Annotated in this window: 15 protein-coding genes and 1 tRNA gene; 4 read left to right on the top strand and 12 right to left on the bottom strand. The window is 43.2% G+C overall.

What is annotated here, in order from left to right:
* Positions 1 to 134: 134 nt before the first annotated feature.
* Positions 135 to 1,208, top strand: a complete 1,074-nt coding sequence (locus AACU33_RS14570; protein WP_096589377.1) for an SGNH/GDSL hydrolase family protein — start codon at positions 135 to 137, stop codon at positions 1,206 to 1,208.
* On the opposite strand, the gene AACU33_RS14565 is transcribed toward AACU33_RS14570, so the two are convergent.
* Positions 1,150 to 1,926 carry a class II aldolase/adducin family protein gene (locus tag AACU33_RS14565; protein WP_096589376.1) on the bottom strand — a complete coding sequence of 259 codons (777 nt, stop codon included), beginning with the start codon at positions 1,924 to 1,926 and terminating at the stop codon, positions 1,150 to 1,152. The two genes, AACU33_RS14570 and AACU33_RS14565, sit on opposite strands and share 59 nt — an antisense overlap.
* Positions 1,927 to 1,996: 70 nt before the next feature.
* Between AACU33_RS14565 and AACU33_RS14560 the strand changes: the two genes are divergently transcribed.
* The gene (locus tag AACU33_RS14560; protein ID WP_096589375.1) at positions 1,997 to 3,040 is read left to right on the top strand and encodes a M42 family metallopeptidase; all 1,044 of its coding nucleotides are present in this window, start codon (positions 1,997 to 1,999) and stop codon (positions 3,038 to 3,040) included.
* 1,102 nt (positions 3,041 to 4,142) lie between these two features.
* On the opposite strand, the gene AACU33_RS14555 is transcribed toward AACU33_RS14560, so the two are convergent.
* Positions 4,143 to 4,214, bottom strand: a tRNA-Thr gene (locus AACU33_RS14555).
* Between the two features lie 35 nt (positions 4,215 to 4,249).
* Here AACU33_RS14555 and AACU33_RS14550 point away from each other — a divergent pair.
* Positions 4,250 to 4,519 (top strand): DUF3493 domain-containing protein, encoded by a 270-nt coding sequence (locus AACU33_RS14550; RefSeq protein ID WP_096589374.1) that lies wholly within the window; start codon positions 4,250 to 4,252, stop codon positions 4,517 to 4,519.
* Between the two features lie 498 nt (positions 4,520 to 5,017).
* Here the strand turns inward: AACU33_RS14550 and AACU33_RS14545 are convergent, their stop codons facing one another.
* The 9 genes from AACU33_RS14545 to AACU33_RS14505 all read right to left on the bottom strand — a co-directional run bounded on the left by AACU33_RS14545 (position 5,018) and on the right by AACU33_RS14505 (position 15,954).
* Entirely contained in the window at positions 5,018 to 6,700 is a 1,683-nt protein-coding gene (locus AACU33_RS14545) for a DUF1565 domain-containing protein (RefSeq protein WP_096589373.1), read from the bottom strand.
* A 376-nt stretch (positions 6,701 to 7,076) separates the two neighbouring features.
* Positions 7,077 to 7,274, bottom strand: a complete 198-nt coding sequence (locus AACU33_RS14540) for a hypothetical protein (RefSeq protein ID WP_096589372.1) — start codon at positions 7,272 to 7,274, stop codon at positions 7,077 to 7,079.
* Positions 7,275 to 7,348: 74 nt separating this feature from the next.
* Positions 7,349 to 8,002: a low-complexity tail membrane protein gene (locus tag AACU33_RS14535; protein ID WP_096589371.1), complete on the bottom strand. Its 654-nt coding sequence runs from the start codon at positions 8,000 to 8,002 to the stop codon at positions 7,349 to 7,351.
* 304 nt (positions 8,003 to 8,306) lie between these two features.
* Positions 8,307 to 11,435: a translation initiation factor IF-2 gene (gene infB, locus AACU33_RS14530; RefSeq protein WP_096589370.1), complete on the bottom strand. Its 3,129-nt coding sequence runs from the start codon at positions 11,433 to 11,435 to the stop codon at positions 8,307 to 8,309.
* Positions 11,436 to 11,570: 135 nt separating this feature from the next.
* Positions 11,571 to 11,747, bottom strand: a complete 177-nt coding sequence (locus AACU33_RS14525) for a hypothetical protein (RefSeq protein ID WP_339376006.1) — start codon at positions 11,745 to 11,747, stop codon at positions 11,571 to 11,573.
* A gap of 111 nt (positions 11,748 to 11,858) precedes the next feature.
* Positions 11,859 to 12,134 (bottom strand): YlxR family protein, encoded by a 276-nt coding sequence (locus AACU33_RS14520; protein WP_096589369.1) that lies wholly within the window; start codon positions 12,132 to 12,134, stop codon positions 11,859 to 11,861.
* A 146-nt stretch (positions 12,135 to 12,280) separates the two neighbouring features.
* Complete coding sequence (gene nusA, locus AACU33_RS14515; RefSeq protein WP_096589368.1) at positions 12,281 to 13,582, bottom strand: transcription termination factor NusA; 1,302 nt, start codon at positions 13,580 to 13,582, stop codon at positions 12,281 to 12,283.
* 258 nt (positions 13,583 to 13,840) lie between these two features.
* Entirely contained in the window at positions 13,841 to 14,302 is a 462-nt protein-coding gene (gene rimP / locus AACU33_RS14510) for a ribosome maturation factor RimP (RefSeq protein ID WP_096589367.1), read from the bottom strand.
* 209 nt (positions 14,303 to 14,511) lie between these two features.
* On the bottom strand, positions 14,512 to 15,954 hold the full coding sequence (locus tag AACU33_RS14505; protein ID WP_096589366.1) for a hypothetical protein: 1,443 nt from the start codon (positions 15,952 to 15,954) through the stop codon (positions 14,512 to 14,514).
* Positions 15,955 to 16,215: 261 nt separating this feature from the next.
* Here AACU33_RS14505 and AACU33_RS14500 point away from each other — a divergent pair, with 261 nt between their 5' ends.
* Positions 16,216 to 16,908, top strand: a complete 693-nt coding sequence (locus tag AACU33_RS14500) for a peptidoglycan-binding domain-containing protein (RefSeq protein ID WP_096589365.1) — start codon at positions 16,216 to 16,218, stop codon at positions 16,906 to 16,908.
* A gap of 32 nt (positions 16,909 to 16,940) precedes the next feature.
* On the opposite strand, the gene AACU33_RS14495 is transcribed toward AACU33_RS14500, so the two are convergent.
* Entirely contained in the window at positions 16,941 to 17,834 is an 894-nt protein-coding gene (locus AACU33_RS14495; RefSeq protein WP_096589364.1) for an SDH family Clp fold serine proteinase, read from the bottom strand.
* Between the last annotated feature and the right edge of the window lie 71 nt (positions 17,835 to 17,905).

The raw sequence follows: 17,905 nt of genomic DNA, 5'->3' as shown, positions 1-17,905 counted from the left end.
GAAACACGCAAATAATTTTGATGATTAAAAAAATATGTTTTTTGCAGCAGCCAAAAAGAAAATCAGTAATTTTATTTATTCACTTGCAGCTTTTTAGGTTAATAAGCATCAAATAATACCAGGGAAAAATAATCATGAAAAAACAATTCGTAGCGGCAGGATTTGTTCTCTTCTCTTTCATGTTGCCACTGAAAGCAACGGCTGCCCAATTTGGTGCAATGTATGTATTTGGCGATAGTCTTTCCGATACAGGTAATATATTTAATGTATCTACCTCTGTGGGACAACCATACCCTCAAAGCTCACTTTATTCGACGGATTTTCCGGGGCGCTTTTCTAATGGTCAGATCTGGGTAGACTATCTAGCAGATCAGCTACAGATTACTCAGCCAACATTAGTGACCGATCCTAAATTTCCTAACCAAGGTGTTAACTTTGCTTTTGGTGGTGCTCGTGCTGGTTTTGGTAATGCTGTCGTGCAAGATCCACCAGGTCAACATTTACCAGGAGTGCTGGAACAAGTCCAGGGTTTCGCAGCAAACAATCCAAAGGCTGATCCCAATGCACTTTATACTGTGTGGGGCGGTGCAAACGATTTTATTTTTCCTCCGAATCCGAATGACCCTACACCCCCAGCCGATAGAATATCGCAGGCTTTGAATACTCTTGTAGCAGTTGGCGCAAAAAATATTCTCGTCTTTAATTTGCCAGATTTGAGTAAAGTACCTTTATTCCAGGGAACTGCACCGCAATCTGTACACGATGCGGTTGATAACTATAACACTACCTTAAAGCAAACCTTGGATGGTTTGAGCAACAACCCGAATCTCAACATCATTTCTGTTGATACTTATTCTCTATTTGATCAGCTGAGTAAATCTCCTGACACCTTCGGTTTTACAAATGTCGCCAACTCTTGCCGAGTCCAAACTAGTCAAACAACTTACGAATTCTGTTCTAATCCAAACCAGTATTTGTTTTGGGATGAAGTCCATCCTACGACCGCTGCGCAAAAGCTTATAGCAGACACAGCACTAGCCGCAATTGAGGCGAAGTCAGTTCCTGAACCTTCCACCGCATTGGGGACGTTGGCAATTGGCGCTTGGGGTGCAGCCGCAGTACTAAAGCGTAAACGCAAAAAGTTACTGGTTACGACAGCAAATCGGGTTCCTGGTGGACAATCAACTCGTATAAAGGTTGAAAGCTAAACCAACCTAGATCGTGTCCTCCTACTTGCTGATGTGCCACACTAGCAGCTTCTGGTTTAATTAAGCTAGGTTTACCAGCGGCCTCAGCTAGTAACTGGGCTTGACAAGAACGCTCCATCGTAATAAACCACCAGGCTGCTTCATCAACTGAATGGCCGACTGTGAGCAAGCCATGATTCTTAAGAATCATGGCTTTATTACTGCCTAATGTTTGGGCAATGCGCTTACCTTCTGCTAGTTCTAATACCACGCCTGTATAATCATCAAACAGGCTATGGTCTTGATAGAAAGCACAGGCGTCTTGAGTCAGGGGGTCAAGAAGACGACCAAGGCTAGACCAGCTTTTGCCGTAGATAGAATGAGCATGAGCTGCTGCTACTACATCGGGACGCGCCGCATGAATTTGAGAATGAATGGCAAAGGCAGCTGTATTCACTGGGCGATCGCCTTCGATGACCTCACCTTTGTGGTTGACTAAAATCAGGTCGCTAACTCGAATTAAACCAAAGTGTTTTCCTAAGGGGTTGACCCAGAACTGTTCCAAGTGTTCTGGATCGCGTACAGTGATATGACCTGCAATACCTTCATCAAATCCAAATCGCGCAAATAGTCGGAATGCTGCTGCTAGGCGTTGCTTGCGGTGCAGACGTTCTTCTTTCAACGAAGCAAAGGTTGGTTGCTGAAAAAAGTTTGGCTTGGCTCTCGATATAGCTTGCATATTTCCCCTGGAGTATGGGATTTTCAGTAAAAATCTTTATACTTAATTGTTAACTTAAAATCATATCTCTATGTGGGATTACGAGCAGTTATTTAAAATAATTGAAGAATTAGTCATGCACCATTCTCCTAGTGGTGTAGAAACTGAAATTAACAAATTTTTGCTCCAGCAATTTACTCATCTGGGTGTGGAAGTATGGTGCGATCGCGCTGATAATGTCATTGCGAAACTTCCTGGTAAAAATTCTGATAGGGCAATTGCGATTACTGCTCATAAAGACGAGATTGGTGCAATTGTCAAAACTATTGGTGATAAAGGTCGTGTTGAAGTCCGTAAGCTAGGTGGCTCTTATCCGTGGGTTTACGGTGAAGGTGTTGTAGATTTATTAGGAGATTACGAAACTATTAGCGGTATTCTCAGCTTTGGTTCTCGTCACGTCTCCCACGAATCACCGCAAAAAGTCCAACAGGAAGATACTGCTGTGAAGTGGGAAAATGCCTGGATTGAAACAAAGCTTACCACCGACGAACTCGAAGCGGCTGGGATTCGACCCGGAAGTAGAATGGTGATTGGCAAGCATCGCAAGCGCCCAATCAGGTTAAAAGATCATATTGCCAGTTACACTTTAGATAACAAAGCTTCTTTAGCAATTCTCTTAGCTTTGGCTCAACGAGTGAAACAGCCAACAGTTGATGTTTATTTGGTAGCGTCAGCTAAAGAAGAAGTGGGAGCAATTGGCGCACTATATTTCACCCAAAATCAGGTATTGGATGCATTGATTGCTTTGGAAATCTGTCCCCTATCTAGCGAATATCCAGTTGAGGATGGTAAAAGCCCTGTAATCCTTTCTCAAGATGCCTATGGAATGTATGATGAAACGCTAAATAGGCAACTGCGCCACTGTGCGAAACAGAGGGATATACCAGTACAGTTAACCATCTTGAGTCAGTTTGGCAGCGATGCTTCGATTGCGATGAAATTTGGTCATGTAGGTCGTGCGGCTTGTTTGGCATTTCCTACGCAAAATACGCATGGTTATGAAATTGCTCATTTGGGTGCGATCGCTAACTGCATAGACTTGTTAACAGCTTTCTGTGAAACAGACTTTGAATAAACCATACTTGAATCAGAATATAGAATCAATTAGTGAAAAATTCACACCCCTGAAGAAGAATGCTGGCAGCAGAAATAGAATTCAGAAGTTATACCAATTTGAAACATGATTGCGATAGATACGAACTCCCAAACCTTTGTTATGTTTGGCTTTCTCAATTTTGAATTGGTATTATTCTGGCTTTTGAATTCTGACTTATGAAAAATTTGTTTCTCAATTATGTTCTATAAATTATATTTTCAAAATCATTGGCTTCCATAACAAAAACAAGCTATTTCTTACTTTGTTCCGCAGCATAAAGCAAAGCAGTACACATCTAATTTATTTATTCATGGTTATCAAAGTCTGCAAATTGCCTTCTTCTTGTCTAATAGCATCAGTCACAACTTTTAAGAATTTTTGAATGGCTATTTAGAGGTGGTTTGATTCATTTTTCATAAATTTGAATTTTATTTTTACTATAGTTATAATCTATGCTATTTTCTCTACTGAATTGTGTTTTTCAGGCGATATTAAAGTTATTAATTTTAAAAAATTTTCCCTACTATGCCAAAGATCTGATTTTTTATGATTTTTTCCCATAGTAAAAAAGGGTTAATAGAAGGCATAAATTTATAGTGAGTACGTCAGTTTACAGTGGGGCTAACGAATTTAGTTGTAAAACCCGTTTCCATCAAGGATTTGAGTTCTTAAGTAATTTTACTCAGAATGCCTGGAAGCCTAATTTTATACAACCTCTAGAGTTGAGATACGTTAGCCCTACTATTTTTTGTCTGACACAGCAATTTGCATATTTGTGGAATACATATAGAGGCATTAAATGCTCTAGTTACAAAGCCTTCTTTGCAGGTTTTGTTCGATTAGCTGCGTCATTCTACGGGGATTCCAGTCTGAGATGTCGTTTTTCATTTAGTCGAACTGGCTTCACCTTATCTTACAAAAATGCCAAACAGCAGTATTTCATGATAGTACGAGCTATTAACCCTGATTCACCAAAAGTTATCGTGAACTGCATACACCAGATGCCCTCTGCCTGATTGACAAGTCAGCATCCTAAAAAGAGTGGGCAATTAAGTACCAACTTTATGTAACACTCAATTAAAGCCGATGACGGGATTTGAACCCGTGGCCTGCTGATTACGAATCAGCTGCTCTACCACTGAGCCACATCGGCGTACACAATCCAAGATTATAGCATAGTTTGTCCTCATGGTAGAACAAAATCCCAAAAGTCGCCTTCAGCCCGAACAATATGCTCGTCTCAAAGCTGAAATTGTAGCGCCTTATCGTGGCTTGCGAAAATTTATTTATGTTGCTTGTGGTGCTTCTGGCTTAATCGGCGCATTCATCTTTTTCTTTAAACTGTTGGCAGGGCGAGATGTTGATAGTGCGTTACCTAATTTATTACTCCAGATAGGAATTGTTTCGCTGATGGTTTTTCTCTGGCGCTGGGAACAGCAGCGACAGAACCGTTCTTGAAATAAAAAAACGCAATATCTCTTCACATTTTTTATATTAATTAACTTTTTTTCAGAATTTTAAATGTAAAGAGAGAAAAAATAAAAAAAATATTAGGAATTCTCAAAATTTAAAAATTTCTGGGAAACTGAAAATTGTTCAAACGGGGTCAGCCAATATAAAGACCCTGAATATAGATAAATCAAGTTTAAATACGGGTCAGCAAAATCTTCCGACCCTGAGTTTAAAAAAACTCACAATTTTAGCAGCACCAAGCTAACAAATTTGTCAGTCTTGGTGCTGCTATTTTTCATACTATTAATGCTGCGTGAATTTAATTCAAATTCTGCCCTAACAATCCTATCGATCGGGTATCTCCTGTATTTAGTTGCTAATACTAGGTTGGTTTTGATAGTTTCAAGCCTAAAAGCCAATTAATTGCGATCGCAACTTTTGAGTATAAAACTTCTGTGGGCGGAAATCTGTTAAGAATTTCCGCCACACAATATATACTGCGGGTTACGGAACGTTCACTACATAGGTTGATGGAATTGCTGGGGCACGTCCAGCATTTACCAGTGCTTGGTAAACAAAGGCAGCAACTTCTGCCCTAGTTGCATCACGATTAGGATTGAGTTGCTTCACCGTAGGATAGTTGATCACTAATTGCCGTGCAGTCGCAGCAGCAACTTGATTAAGTGCATATTTGGGAATTTGGGCAGCATCAGTGTAAAAACTAAGGATATTTTGATTGTCTGTAGTTAAACCTAGACCACTGGCTAAAGAAACTAGAGCTTGCACTCTAGGAATTTGCTGCTGTGGTTTAAAGGTGCCATCAGGATAGCCAGAAACAAATTGACTTTGGTAAGCAGATTTAATTGCTGCGTAAGCCCAAAAATTGCTTTTGACATCTTTAAATTCAATAGCTGGGCGTTTAGCTGGTGGTGTCAAAGCTTTAGTAATAATGGTGGCAAATTGAGCACGCGTTACAGGATCGTTCGGTTTAAAGGTGCCATCGGGAAAACCAGCAATAATTTGTTGGGAAGCTAAGGCTTCGATATACGGTTTTGCCCAGTAACCTGCTGGTACATCGTTAAAGGCAGTAGCACCGCCAACGTCGGCGGCAACAAAATCTACTAAACCAGCGATGCGCTTTTGATCGATATCATTACCAATAGCGACAATTCTATTAGTTTTAGTGGCATTGTTCAGATCGTAACGAGTGTTATTGCGGATGAGATTACCACCAAGATCTTCATTGGTACCCAAGTTTGGTAAGGCATCAATTGTTGCGACGACGCCATCCCGCTTATTGTTTTGAATAACATTCTTACGTAGGATGGGTTTAGCAGTTTCCGAGATATAAAGACCGTCTTGGTTTTGGAAGATTTGGTTCTCTACAACTAAAGGTGTGGAAGATCCACCAATCGCTATGCCAAAACCAGTCTCTTGAAACAAGTTATTGCGAATTTCTCCTTGGGCAGATTTAGCCACGGAAACCCCATTGCCTGTGTTCTGCACAAAGATGTTGTTTTCGATTTTAGGATTCCCTGTACCTGTGATAAAAACCCCTTCTCTGACACTCTTAGTAAAAGTGTTATTTGTAATCAGGGGATTAGTGGATTCTACCCAGACAGCTGTACCGCGTTGGTTTGGGTTGGTGACAGTCAAACCTGCGATTGTCGTGCCATTGTCAGCGAGAATTGTAATGTCTTGTCTAGCAAATGTTTTACTAGTATAAAAGCCGCCACCTGTAATTGATATTCCCTGACCTTTGGTTGATTCATCACCTCGCAGTGTTACTCCTGATTTCAGCAGAAGTGGGAAAGTTTCTCCACTTTGCTGGTTATAAGTTCCCGGAGCTAGTTGAATGACTGTACCTGGTTGAGCTTGATTCAGAGCAAAGGTAATGGTTTTGTAAGGTGCAGCTTGTGTTGTCCCCGCACCAGCAGTATCTGCTCCAGTAGCTGGGTTAACGTAAATCACAGTTGCAGTTGCAGGAGCTTGGGCGGTTAAAGTAGGAGCGATACCTTTCTGATGGCTAGGATCGGCATTTACTACACTAGGTAATAATGTCAAACCGCTGGAAACAACTAACACTGTAGTGAGTCCGGCTCGCAATGGTAGATGAGATCTGAGACTACTGCCAAAAACAGAGCGAAGATGTTTGGCTGGAAAAATAGGAAAACCCCGATATTTCATTTTTTACGTCTGTGAAGTGCTGAATTACGTGAGCTTTTAACAAGGATGCAGCTAACAGCTATGTAGCTGTCAAACCCATGCAAAACTATACCGGATCGTTAGCGTTCGATCAGCTAAATTATGAAATACGTAAATAAAAAACAGTTTTTTTTTGTTAAGTATTACAGATCCAGAATTTATGCACAGCGAATAGGGTGCGTTACACTTCTTTAACGCACCCTGCCGATTACATATTGTTTAATTGGAAATCCCTACTGAAAACTTACTCAGCTAATGTAAATAATTTTAAACTCTTCCACATCTAAATTGGAAGTTGAAGGAAAGTTGCTACCGTCAACTTCATCGTTTGCTAGCCAACTTAGAATATTTTTTAATTTTAGTAAGCTAGGGTTTCTAAAGTTTCGCGCAAATACCGTTGTACTTGCTGTTCTAAACGCAATCCCTGTGATTGGATATCACGTTCTAGTTGCCAGCGTTGGAAACCGGAACTAGCTGCGATCGCGTATTTGAGGCTGTGCCAAATTTCACTATCATGAGTAAATTGGCGATCGCTGGAAGTTGGAATTTGAGCCATAGTTTCTCATTCCTCAGTTTTAACTTCAAAAGTTTTAGCAGTTCTCAGCTTCAGCAAATACTAACCTACTCGCATTAATGCTCATCGGGGTTTTGCTCTAAGGGCTGCTGTGGGTCTTTATTCACTCCCATCAGGGAGCGAAATAACCGGGGCAATATGTGATTAACCCGCACACCTACGATCGTGAAATCCTGCTGAATCTTTTCTAAAGGTAATGGTTTTATGGCAGCAAATTCTGTGTCATTAGTCACCAAAACTCTGGCTACACTCACGGGAATTTGCAAAAATAGATTGCTGGCTAGAAAAGCTAAAGCAGCGAACAGCAGACTCAAACTGCGCCATTGGGGTAGAAAACTGACAATATTTGCTACCCGTGGAGCAACTTGGTATATCTGCCACAGCACCCCTACTAATAATATTGCTGTTAAAAGAGCCAGTGCGCGATTTAAATTTGTATTAATTAAACAAAGAATTTTTCGTTGCTGCTCAGTCAGATTTTCTGGCTTGAGTGCCACTCCCAAAATAGCAAATATATAGAAAGGCCGACTCAATTGCATCCACAGAAGTGGCAATACACCAATAGCAGCAACCAAAAATAGCTCCATCCATACAGGTAAGAGTGGCTCACCTACGGACAGGAACAATAAACACAAAAACAAAAAAATCGGTAGCGTCGCCAAACCAGCGACGTGAATCCACAATATAGGTTCAGAGCGAAATGAGGACATAGCTACATTTATCCCTCCTGAGTTATGAGTGCTGAGTTGTAAGTTTCAAGTTACGAGTTCTGAGGATTAACTCAAGACTCAGAATCTTTTACTTAGAAACGCCAGTTCGACGCCACTTGCTACCCTGCGGGAACGCTTTCAGCGAACAACGGGGGGAACCCCAACGGACAGTTTGCTCAAGTCGGGAGACCCTTTCGGCAGTTTCTCCTGGGGGAAACCCCAAGATCGGACTGCCGACGCTCCTGCGTCGCTACCGCTACGCTAACACCACGCGACTGGCTCCTCAGCACTAGTAGACTCAGCACTACTTTGTCAGTGTCAAGGTGCGACGCTTAGTTACCATTTGGTAAGCTTCGATGATGTCACCTTCAGCCCAATCATGGAATTTATCAATGCCAATACCGCATTCATAACCGGCATTGACTTCGCGGGCATCTTCCTTCATCCGTTTGAGGGAATCGAGAACGCCTTCGTAGATCACCTTACCGCCACGACGTACCCGCAGTTTGCAGTTGCGGACTAGTTTGCCAGATTGTACATAACAACCAGCAACCGCACCCCGACCGACTGGGAACACGGCACGAACTTCGGTTTGTCCCAAGGGTTCTTCTACCAATTCTGGTTCTAGTAGACCTTCCAAGGCTCCTTGAATATCTTCGAGGAGTTTGTAGATGATGTTGTATTCCCGCACATCTACACCTGCTTCATCAGCTGCTTGTCTGGCTCCACTGGCGTAGGTGGTGTTGAAGCCAATAATTACGGCGTTACTAGCTGCGGCTAAGTCGATATCCGTCTCGGTGATTTCTCCAGCAGTAGCTAACAACATCCGAATTTGGACTTCGTTTTGCGGGATTTGTCTTAGCGATCCCACAATCGCTTCTACTGAACCTTGGACGTCTGCTTTGAGGATCAAGTTGAGTTCTTTCAACTCGCCTTCTTGTGCTTGAGCCGACAGGGTTGTGAGGGTAACACGTCCTTGTAAGAGGCGGGATTGACGTTGTTTATCAGCGCGATCGCTAGCTAGAGAGCGTGCTTCTTTTTCATTCTCGAAGACCTCGAACTCATCGCCTGCGGCTGGTACATCGCTTAACCCCAATACTTCCACCGCAAAGGAGGGACTAGCAACGTCTACCCTTCTGCCTCTATCATCCACCATTGCCCGGACTTTACCAAATGCCGAGCCTGCTACCAGCATATCTCCAACATGCAGGGTGCCATTTTGAATTAGCAAGGTAGCAACTGCTCCCTTAGCCTTATCCAAATGAGCTTCAATCACAGTTCCTTTAGCAACACGGTCTGGGTTAGCAGATAGTTCTGCTACTTCTGCTACTAGGAGAATCATTTCTAGGAGTGTATCCAGGTTTTCACCCTTGATCGCACTCACGGGAACCATAATTGTTTCACCACCCCAGTCTTCAGCGGTTAGACCATAGTTGGTAAGTTCTTGCTTGACACGCTCTGGTTGTGCCCCTTCTTTGTCAATCTTGTTAATGGCAACGACAATTGGTACGCCAGCCGCCTGAGCGTGGCTAATCGCTTCGATGGTTTGCGGACGAACACCATCATCAGCAGCTACTACCAAAACGGCAATGTCTGTGACTCTTGCTCCCCGTGCCCGCATCGCTGTGAAGGCTTCGTGACCGGGGGTATCAAGGAATACTATTTGATGTGGCTGTCCTTCATGTTCGATATCGACATGGTATGCACCAATGTGCTGCGTAATACCACCAGCTTCGCCTGCTGCCACTTTGGTTTTGCGAATCGAATCCAGCAGAGTTGTTTTACCGTGGTCTACGTGACCCATAATTGTCACTACTGGCGGACGACGATGGAGATTTTCCATGTCTGCCACATCCAGCATTTCTGTGACTTTACGGGCTTCTGCTTCTGGTTCGGCAGTTTCCACTTCTACTTCTAGCTCTTTTGCTACCAAAGTAATTGTGGGAATATCCAGGTTTTGCGTGATACTCACTGCCATGCCTTTCATGAACAGGATTTTCACAATCTCTGTATCAGCCACAACCAAAAGGTCAGCCAATTCTTGCACTGTTAGGGGGCCTGTCACTACCACTTTTTCTGGGCGATCCCGCTTGACTTCTACTTCTTGGCGACGATTTTGGTCGCGGTTGGAAGCTGATTTTTTCCCTTTAGCTGTTGGGCTAGCAATAGCTACAGTTGGTTGCTGTGCAGGTCGAGCTGCCTTGGGTTTGGGAGGTCGGGCAATGGAAAGACTGACCTGGACGGTGGCTGGTATTTCCAAACCTTCTTCATCCAGTAAATCTTCTTCTTCAAAATCATCATCAAGGACTGGCTTGATCCGCTTGCCTTTAACCCCTGCCTTGCCGGGTTTTTCTTTGATTTCATCAATAATTTCTTCTTCTTGCCACTTTTTACCACCTTTAGCTGGACGTGGTGGCGTGGGGCGTTTTAAGTCGAGAATGTCGCTAGGTACTACCTCATCGACAACTGTCGCTACTTTCCCCTGTCCGCCTTGCATCGGTCTTGGTGGCGTAGCAATCGGCATAGCCGCTACAGCTTCACTTGGACGTACTGGTCTGCTTGGCCGTTGGCTGTCTCCTGATGAACCTGGTGCAGAAGGAGGTCGATTTGCCCTGTGTTCTGGTTTGACCGGACCTGGAGTAGGACGAGCCTGTTTTTGCGGTAAAGACTGTGGTGCAGATTGGTCTGTGGTTGGCTTGCCAGATCTGGGCTTAACTTGTTCGCGTTCGTCTTCTGCACGCCGTTGGCGTTCGCGCTTAAGGATCGGCTTATCTGCCTGACCGATCTGCTCAGATGCTGACGGTGCTTCGGCTACCGGTCTTGCAGGTGGAGCAGCTAGTTGAGGTTTTTGCGGTTTTTCGGGTCTCGGTCTGGATGGAACTGTTTTTTCCGGTTTTTCCGCAACTACTTTTTCTTTTGGCTGTGGATTAGGCGTTGGAGCCGCGTCTGTAACAGCTGGTTGCTGTGGGGTCTCAGATAGATTCCGGGGTACTGGTCGAGTTGGTGCCGTCGGCTGCATGGGTGAGACTGGTGTAGCGAAGGGCTTTGGAGGTGAGAGAGGATTAACTTCAGACGAAGCAGTTTGGGTATTAGTAGCAACTGACGCCTCTGAGGCGTTTGGGGTAGTATTTCTCAATATTTTGGGTTTACGAATTTCCAAAATTTGCTGTTTGTGAGGTAGGGCAGGTCGGTTTCTTGAGCCAGCTTGTGGCGTGTTTGATTGATGACTGGTTATGATTTCTTTTTTATGGGTTCCATTGGTAGCTGCGTGTTTTTCCGCAGCTAAACGGATGCGTTCTGCCTCCGAATCTGAAATTGTACTGCTATGGCTTTTGACCGCGATGTTGAGCTGGTCGCATATTGCTAATAGCTCTTTGTTATCCAAATTCAATTCCTTTGATAATTCATAGATTCTAACTTTGCCGTTGTTCATCCACTCTTCCCCTTTAATTTACAGTTTTAGCGGATGGTTGCCTGGTTTGTGACATCTCCATCCTTCGACTACTGTTTTTTGGTTGCCGTTTAGATTTTGTCGGTGCCTCCAATCAGGAAAGAGAGATGTCTCGGGTTAATTTTGGCATCCCCACCAGTAATGATGGTGGATACCAAACCGCGCCTGAGCGTTACCAGGTTGCCATTCTGTAGTTTTTTGTTTTGCTGATTCTGAGCCTTCCACAACACAATCTAGTAAAACTTGTGGGGGTATTGCTCTGCCTCTTTTGATTTTATGAGAGCAGTTTGTCAACTACACCCCTTTACTATTTTGGCATTAACCCCAGCAATCAAGAGAAGATGTGTTACTAGTACTAGTTCGGCTATTGGCACATTTTCTCTAGGGATTACCGCCACAAATTTCTTAAACTAAAATTTGATTTTGGTTATTGCTTTTGGCTAGCCGCTGCCACAATGTCTGATACAGTGTTTCTGGCACTGTCGCATGTAGCGATCGCCCTAGTCGATTTTTTTTCTGAGCCGCTTGCAGGCAACTCGTTTGCGGGCAAATATAGGCAGAACGCCCCATGCCCTCATCTAATTGTACCGTTCCCGACCCAAAGACGCGGACAATCCGCCAAAACTCTTCTTTTAGTGCTACTTGGCGGCAACTAATACATCGCCGATAATTCGGTTTCATTGCTTTTGTGCTACCTCACCTCAGCAGTTTGGCTCCAAAATAGTGGCTGCCCATCTATCTTTACTTGTACCAAGTCGCTAAATGCAAGGTAATTATTAATAAGTTTCCTGTAAAAAATATTACCAAAACTGCATGAGGTCAACAAACTACTCGTCATCATTATTGTCAAAAGAGTCATCCTCTAATTCTAATTCTTTCTCATTTTCTTCATCTTCTAAATCCAATAGATCTAAATCTTCTTCATCTTCGTCATCTTCTTCTTGTTCTGCTTGATATTTTGCACGAGCAGCAGCAAATTTGGCATCTTCTGCTGCGTGGTCGTATTTAGCTTTATCTTTGATATCAATCTTCCAACCTGTCAGACGAGCTGCTAAACGAACATTTTGTCCTTCTTTCCCAATTGCCAAGCTTAGTTGATCTTCCGCTACTAGTACGTGTGTTTGTCGAGTTTCTGGGTCCATGAGGCGTACTTCGTCTACCCGTGCTGGACTCAAGGCATTAGCAATGTAAGTTGCTGGGTCTGGAGACCAACGGATGACATCGATTTTTTCACCGCGTAATTCGTTGACTACTACTTGAATCCGCGATCCCCGCGCACCAATACAAGCGCCAACTGGGTCTACATCGCGATCTAGGGTATCAACAGCAATTTTAGTTCTAGGGCCTACGTAACGGGAAGGAGGATTAGCTTCTCGTGCTACGGCGACAATCCGCACCACTTCATCTTCTATTTCTGGGACTTCGTTAGCAAATAAATAAACTACCAAACCAGCATCAGCTCTTGAAACTAATAACTGTGGCCCTCTTTGCTGCCCTTGAGAAACTTTTTTGAGATAGACCTTAAAAGTGGCATTTGCTCGATAATTATCGTTGGGCAGTTGTTCCCGCTTTGGTAATTCCGCTTCTACTTCTGGCTGACCAAAACCACTGCTAACAGCCAAAATTACCGATTGGCGCTCAAACCGCAACACTCGTGCCTGTAAAACAGTGCTTTCCAAGTCTTGGAATTCTTCTTGCACCATCTGGCGTTGTTGATCCCGCAGTTTTTGGGCGAGTACCTGCTTGGTTTGCATAGCCGCCATCCGACCAAATTCCCCTTGGTCTGGGGTTACATCCAGTACCACCGAGTCTCCCAACTGAGCTTCAGGTGCTACTTGTTGCACTTCTTCTAAGGATATCTGATGATCTGAGTTACTAACTTCTTCAACAATAGTTTTGGTGGAAAGAACGCGAAAACCTTCTCCTTCGATATCGAGTTCTACCTCAAAATTATCAAAGTAATCTTCGTCAAATTGTTTGCGTTCTAAATTTTGGGCACGACGGTAGCGTTCGTAACCTTTGAGCAATGCTTCTCTGATTGCTGATTGAACTGCTAGACGAGGTAAATTGCGCTCGCGACTTATACTTTCAATTAAATCTTTTAATCCAGGTAACGTAACCATTGACATAAGCAATCTCCTTAAATTTTATGTAAGCATCCAGTACAATTTTTGAAATTTAGATTCAATACTCAGGAATTGGTGATGATAATTAGCTGGTAATAGTGCCTTAGCTCTACTACCAACTTCTCGCCAACTCACCAATCCCTTCAGGTATTCTGCGAGAACACTTGCGGAGAACAGCAGTCATTTATGAGGGAGAACCTCAAGGGCGCACTGCCTCAATGCGCTGTTTCAACAAAAACTAAATCTAAAATCTAAAATCGATTAACGGCGCTCATCCAACTGCACCCTAGTAATTAGGCTGCGGGGGATTTCGACTACACGACCTTTTTGGTTTAAGTAAACTGTTTCTTCATCCCGGCGAATCAACTGACCTGTCCACTCTTGCTGTCCGTCGTAGGGTGGGGAAGTGGAGATAATTACAGGAAATCCTTTGAAGGAAATAAATTCCCTGTCTGTCACAAGTTGCCGCGAAATACCAGGACTAGACACTTCCAAGACATAGGCATCTGGAACGATCTCCACCGCATCTAAAGAGGCTTCTAAAGCACGGCTCATTCGCTCACAATCATCTAATCCAGTATCTTGCTGGGGATTACGAATATCTACCCGCAAAACTGGCGGACGTTGGTTAGTATGAAAAACCACGCCAACGACTTCCAACCCCAGTTCTTCTGCTACTGGTGTCGCCAATTCAATAATTTGTGGGACTAAGGGATGAGTCATGCAAAAATCCAATAAAAAAAGTGGGCATCGACCCACTTCCTGCGATAGGGATATCTTCCAAGAAGTCTTGTGACGAACCAAATCAGGTTCGACCTACTCTGAGTTTAGCGCATTTCTTTTGGAGGGAGTAGGAAGAAATTATTATATAGTCATTTGTCAACAGTCAATGGGCATTGGGCATTGATTATGAATTATTCTCCTGATCTCCCTTACTTGTCTCTGGTTGTCAACGCACTACCGCCGACCATTGACTGAAATGGAACTTTTGTGCGTAACTGCCTAGTTTGCTCGACAATTTGATCTATGTCTTCTTGAGATAGACGCTGAACGTAGTTAAGTTTGACTTCTTCTAAAAAGTCAAAAAGCAAACTCTGAATTTCGGAAAGTACTTGTTTTTTCTGTATTTCTGTGCCTAAGGCTTGGGTGAAGCGTTCTACTAGTTTGCTGGTGAGTTTTGCCGCTACGGGATCTTGGACTGCACTGACAAGAGCATTGTAAAGGTTAGCTGTAATTTGGGTTGCCAGTTGCTCGCTAATCTGAGTTTGTGTCTGTCCCACGCCTGGAAGCATTTGCAAGTTGCGATACATCGGCACTTGCTGGAAAACAGTGTCTATATTGTGGCGTAAAATGGCGGTCAGTTCCGGTTGGATTTGCGGCAGTACTTGGTAGACGACGGTTTGTACTAAAAGGCTTGCGATCGCTTCTATTTCATTGACATTATTAATATCTATATATTGACGTACATTCTCTTGCTGCATTAACCAGCGCGTAAACTCACCTTGCTGAATCGATCCCTGAATTTGGTTAATTACTCTCACCACGACAATTTCGGTGATTTCTTCGGCAAAGTTGGCGACAATGCCTTGATTAATTTGCCGCCATACTGGACGTAAATTAACTAACCGCGCTCGATCGAGCCGAATAACAACGGGGATAACTCGCAACCATCGCCAAAACGGCAACAATAATAATAGATCGTACCAACGCCACAATACTGCATCTAGCCAGCTAAAACCGGGATGGCTGCGTCTGATATAAAAACTACGTACCAGCAACTCGAAAGCGAATAAACAGACGAAAGGTAGGTCAATTAGCCAAAAATCATCAAGAAGTTCGCCGTCTTCGCCGATGCGACGGTAATAGTTTGTAGAAATTAAGGGTTGGATTTTCTGCCTAAAAAAGCTAATTTCTTGATTCCAGCCTTTTTGAGATAAATATGCTGGAGTCCAAAACATTCTAAAAGCTTGTTTGGCAGATTCTTGACGGGTGCGATCGCGCATCCTGTTTTTGATTTTTTCTAAAGTCCCACTCTTACCCACGGCTGCAAAGGGATTACTATCAATCATCTCTGTGCTGAGTCGGCTGATTTCCTCTAACTTTGCTTTTACCTGAGGTGACTGTAACCCTGTCTGGCTTACCTGTTCTTCTAGGGCGTCTACTGTTTTGAGATAATTATTTGTTTCTCGATGGGCTTCAATTCCTTTGATAGGGTCATAAATTTGCGTAATTTGCGGAAATCGCCGCCAGTAAAAATCTCGCCAAGGTACGTAACTTAAATTAAACAAAACTAAGCACAAATTTACTGTGGCTGTTAATGCCATCAATCTTTCAAAGTAAAGTTGCGATCGCTTTAGAGGTTTAAGATTAGCCATTTTTTTAGTGTTAAATTATACAATATTGTATTTAATTCTTTAAATTATATAGCTCAAGAGCTTTCTAAATTTAACCGACATTTGTTAAAAATCTTTCTTTAGAAGGATGTAAAAGAATTAATAAAATATTAATTAAATTAACCAATCAAAGTATTTTTAATCAAAAATCATTAATCATTGAGAAAATCGATGTTAAAGAAACTTAAAATGCTCCTGTAAGCCTTTATATTCTGCTGATTTAACCCAAAGGAGTTTAATTTTATGTGGTGTGGCTTTGGAAAATCAAGCGTTACCATTGCTACTGCTTGCCTAGTAACAGCAAGTCTCGTAGCTTCAAATACTTCTTTTGCTGCTCGCCAGCGTAACTACTCGCCACAGCAGTTCCGTGCTGTATTACATGGCTTGGGTTATAAAGTGACTGTCAACAATTCACCGTTGACGGATAACGAAACAAAACAAGCAATTCGTGAATTTCAAAAGGGTTATAAGTTAACTGTAGATGGGATACCCGGCCCAAAAACTCAAGATTGGGCTGCACAGATAGTTCAAATTTTGCAGGCAAATTTGAATGCAGTACTGAAGCCCAAAAATCCCCTACCCCGCGATCAATTTTATGGCCCGCAAACAGAGGCGTTGGTAAAGGAAGCTCAGAAAAAATTTCAGTTACAAGAAACTGGCATTGCTGATTTAGCATTTCGCCAAAAGCTGAATGAAGAGGCTAAGTCTGCTACAGGCAAGCCGACAACTGAGCCAACACCTACGCCGACTGCGACACCAACATCTACACCAACACCTAAGCCGACAACTAAACCAACCACTAAGCCAACACCTAAGCCATCAGTTAGACCAACAGCTAAACCGACGGCGACACCAACAGCTACACCGACACCAACGCCTACATCGACGGCGACACCAACAGCTACACCTACCCCAACACCTACATCTACACCCTAAGGATTACCAATAGTAAGGCTGACCTTGGAGTATCAACGTGTTTGAGTGGGTTCTTCTAAAGGCCTGCCTTTAGGCGAAGGTAAAATTGGACGCCGATCGTCATAAGGCATGGGAATATACTGAACTGTGGGTCTTCCTCCCTGTGGTTGAGGGTAAAGATCCATGAGATCGTAAATCGAGTGGGGCAGTCCGACTGTTACGGGCAGCCCCATTTCTGTTGCTTCCTCTACAGTAATTGGATAGTCGTGAGTAACGCGTCCAGTTGTTAAGGCTTCAATAATTGGTTCAATATTTTCTGGGCTGACTTTCTGTTTGGGAATACTGTCTTTGAGCAAAGTCCGTACAAAGCGCTGTACCTGTTGAATGGCTTTACCTGCGAGGTCTGCCATGATTAAAGTCTGGTCATCAACTTCGCCGATAGGTTTATCTTTAACTACTTTCAGAATACTAGCTGCGGGGAAGTTACCTAATTGGGGATCGACTGGCCCTAAGACAGCGTTAGCATCCATGACGATTTCATCAGCAGCCAGCGCTAGCATCGTCCCGCCACTCATAGCGTAGTGGGGTACAAAAACGGTAACTTTTGCTGGATGGCGAATTAATGCTCTAGCGATTTGTTCGGTAGCTAAGACTAAACCACCAGGAGTGTGCAAGATTAAATCAATCGGGATATCTGCTGGAGTGAGGCGAATTGCCCGCAATATTTGTTCTGAGTCTTCGATAGTAATGTAGCGCGATAAAGGTATGCCTAATAAGCTGATAGACTCTTGACGGTGAATTAGCAAAATCACCCGGCTGTTACGTCCGCGTTCAAATTCTTGTAAAGCGCGCACGCGTCGATATTCTATTTGACGCTTTTGCCAGATTGGTTGCAGAGAAGAAAGGAGAAGAAAAATCCAGAATAAATCGCCAATACCAAAGGCCATAGGATTGATTGTCTCAAAATAACGGATGTCGTCATTAATTGTGACAATTTTCAGGCGATCGCAATTCTATC

Origin of the sequence: Calothrix sp. NIES-2098, from assembly GCF_963875125.1 — a bacterium.
GTDB lineage: Bacteria > Cyanobacteriota > Cyanobacteriia > Cyanobacteriales > Nostocaceae > Aulosira.
The sequence above is the reverse complement of the archived record's forward strand: the minus strand, read 5'-3'. Positions and strand labels throughout refer to the sequence as shown.